Source organism: Anabaena sp. CCY 0017, assembly GCF_963920885.1.
In the GTDB taxonomy this organism is placed as follows: Bacteria; Cyanobacteriota; Cyanobacteriia; order Cyanobacteriales; family Nostocaceae; genus Nodularia.
On record NZ_CAWUDG010000066.1, the window covers coordinates 1 to 2,370 of the forward strand.

Annotated in this window: 2 protein-coding genes; both read right to left on the minus strand. The window is 43.0% G+C overall.

The window, feature by feature from the left end:
- Positions 1-32: 32 nt before the first annotated feature.
- On the minus strand, positions 33-431 hold the full coding sequence (locus ACM0OW_RS25640; protein WP_414553533.1) for a hypothetical protein: 399 nt from the start codon (positions 429-431) through the stop codon (positions 33-35).
- Between the two features lie 118 nt (positions 432-549).
- The gene (locus ACM0OW_RS25645) at positions 550-2,205 is read right to left on the minus strand and encodes an IS1182 family transposase (RefSeq protein WP_414553534.1); all 1,656 of its coding nucleotides are present in this window, start codon (positions 2,203-2,205) and stop codon (positions 550-552) included.
- Positions 2,206-2,370 lie beyond the last annotated feature (165 nt).

A 2,370-nucleotide genomic window follows, 5' to 3' on the forward strand; every position in this document is an offset into this window, starting at 1 on the left:
GATACTGTTGGCGAATTCAGAGAAGCAGGATACTAGCTGGTTAGTTCAGTGATGAAACGATTGAGAGCCTTCAGAGCAGTTTTATACCCAGTGGCTTGCTTACCCAGCTTTAGTTCAGACAAAACACGGTCACGTAAAATTACCAGTTCTGAAACCCCTGGTATTTGATGAGACTCGTGATTCGGTGTAATACTGTGTTGAGATTCGTTTTTTGGGGAAGTGGGAGCTAAAAAATCTGAACTTTGCCGTGCAATACTTGTCAGGGCATTGCCACTAATCAAGTGTGACAAATAGTCAGCCCTAGTCATGCCTAAACATTCAGCAGCAATACCCAAAGCCTTCCAGGTATCATCAGTCAACCTTAAAGAGCGTACTTGACGATAATCATCATTTTTCAGGGCAAATTTGCCTTGAATATCCCGTTTCCACATAAATATTTCCGTGTATTACACAGTAAATCTAACTCAAGAGTGGATGATTCTCCATGTATTACATGGAGAAAGAATGAGACTATATTAGCATTTGGGCAAAGTATTCAACAGATATGGACTAGGCTAAAATTGGGTCTGCCAATTTCGCCAAGTGTGATTTGCGCGTTTTCGCCAAAGGCATCTCCTCCCACCAAGCAAACACTCTGACTAGATTCATAGCGGCTGCGGTGAGGATATGCTGTAGATGGGATTTTGCTAAACCAACATAACGGCAGTGACGTAATTCAAAAGCTCGAATCCCTTGCGAAATAGTTCCCTCAATCCCAGACCGCAGTGCATACTGTTGTTGAAACTGTTCAGTTTTTTGCCGCTCTCTAGCTTTCTGGAGAACTTCGTAATCAGATTGCAACTGTAAAGTTAAGCCACGTGGCTTGGTTTTTGAGCGGGTACAGTGGGAACGAACAGGACAAACTGAACAATCGCTTGCACTGAAGTCAACACGAATTATTGGCTTTCCATAGGCATCTTGAGTTTTTTTCCAACGGCTACTGTGCTTGCCTTGAGGACAATAGGCTATTTTTTGCTTCCAATTGATTTGAAAGTGAGATAAATCAAATCCCAAACCTGCTTTTGATTGCCATCCGACATCAAGAGGTACTCGACCAAACAGATCAATGTCATAGTCGTACTGGGAATTAGAAAGCAATTGGGCTGAAGTGTATCCTTGGTCAACTAAATGTTGCTCAGGTAAAAGTTCTTTTTTAGCCAAAGCTTGATGGATTGAGGGTATCACTGTTTGGTCTGGACTGGTAGCAGGAGTCGTTATGACATGAGTGATGATGTGAGGTGCATCTTCATCGCAACTTTCTGTCAGATGCACTTTATACCCTGTCCAGTTAGTAGTGCGTTTAGTGCTGTTACGTGCATCTAAATCATAAGCAGACCAAATTCTCACAGATGAAGGTGGCCCATCTTTTTCATTGCGTAACTCAATTTTCTCCGTGGGCGCATGATATTGTTGTAGCCAAACTTGACGTAAGACTTCTATTGCTGGCAGCTTTTGTAGAAACAGTGGAGATGTTTGTGCATAGATGGCATCAAGTAAACGAAAGCCATCCGCCCCAATCAGGATAGCCAATGCTTCTCGCTCTGGAGCAGTTTTGGGCAGTCGATAATCTTCAAAACGTTTTGAATATCGGTCGTACCACTCAGGGGGAGCCAGTAACTTGAGCCAAGTTGGGTCAACGAATGCTACAGCATTCATTGCATACCTTAGAGTTTCCCCTAGATTTTCTAATCGACTTAACTCTCTGACTACTGCCAGAACATGGGTGGAGTCGGTGCGCTGTTTTCCTCGTGCTGATAGCAGTTTTAATTCCTGAAATCTTGAGAGCATCAAGTCTAGTATTTGCTGCTCGATTCCCCCGGAGATTAGTCGGTCGCGGAATTCGCTTAAAACACTAAAATCAAAGCCTGGGTCTGTTAATTCTAACGATAAAGCATATTTCCAATCAATTCTTGCTCGCACCGCTTGGGCTGCTTGTCTATCAGACAGGTTTTCTAAGAATTGCATTATCAGTACCATCGCTAGTCGCCAAGGTGCTTGTGCTGATTGCCCCCTTGGAGGATATACAGAAGCAAAGTCTTCATCCTGAAAAAAGATTCCAAGTTCGTCGCGCAGACGCATATACATATTACCTTTAGGGAATGCTGCAAAAGCTACACGAGCCGTTTCTTCTGGGACTGGAGGAATTTCTTCGGGATGTAAGCACATATACTCGTCTCCACAGATATTTCTTCTAGTTTATTAATAAATTGCGTTTCCTTCTTCCTTTTTTCCTTCCCCATGTAATACACGGGAAAGCCCATTCCTTTTCTCCATGTATTACACCGAAGTTCCCCTCTATCAAATGTTAAGTAATATTTCGCCAACGGTATC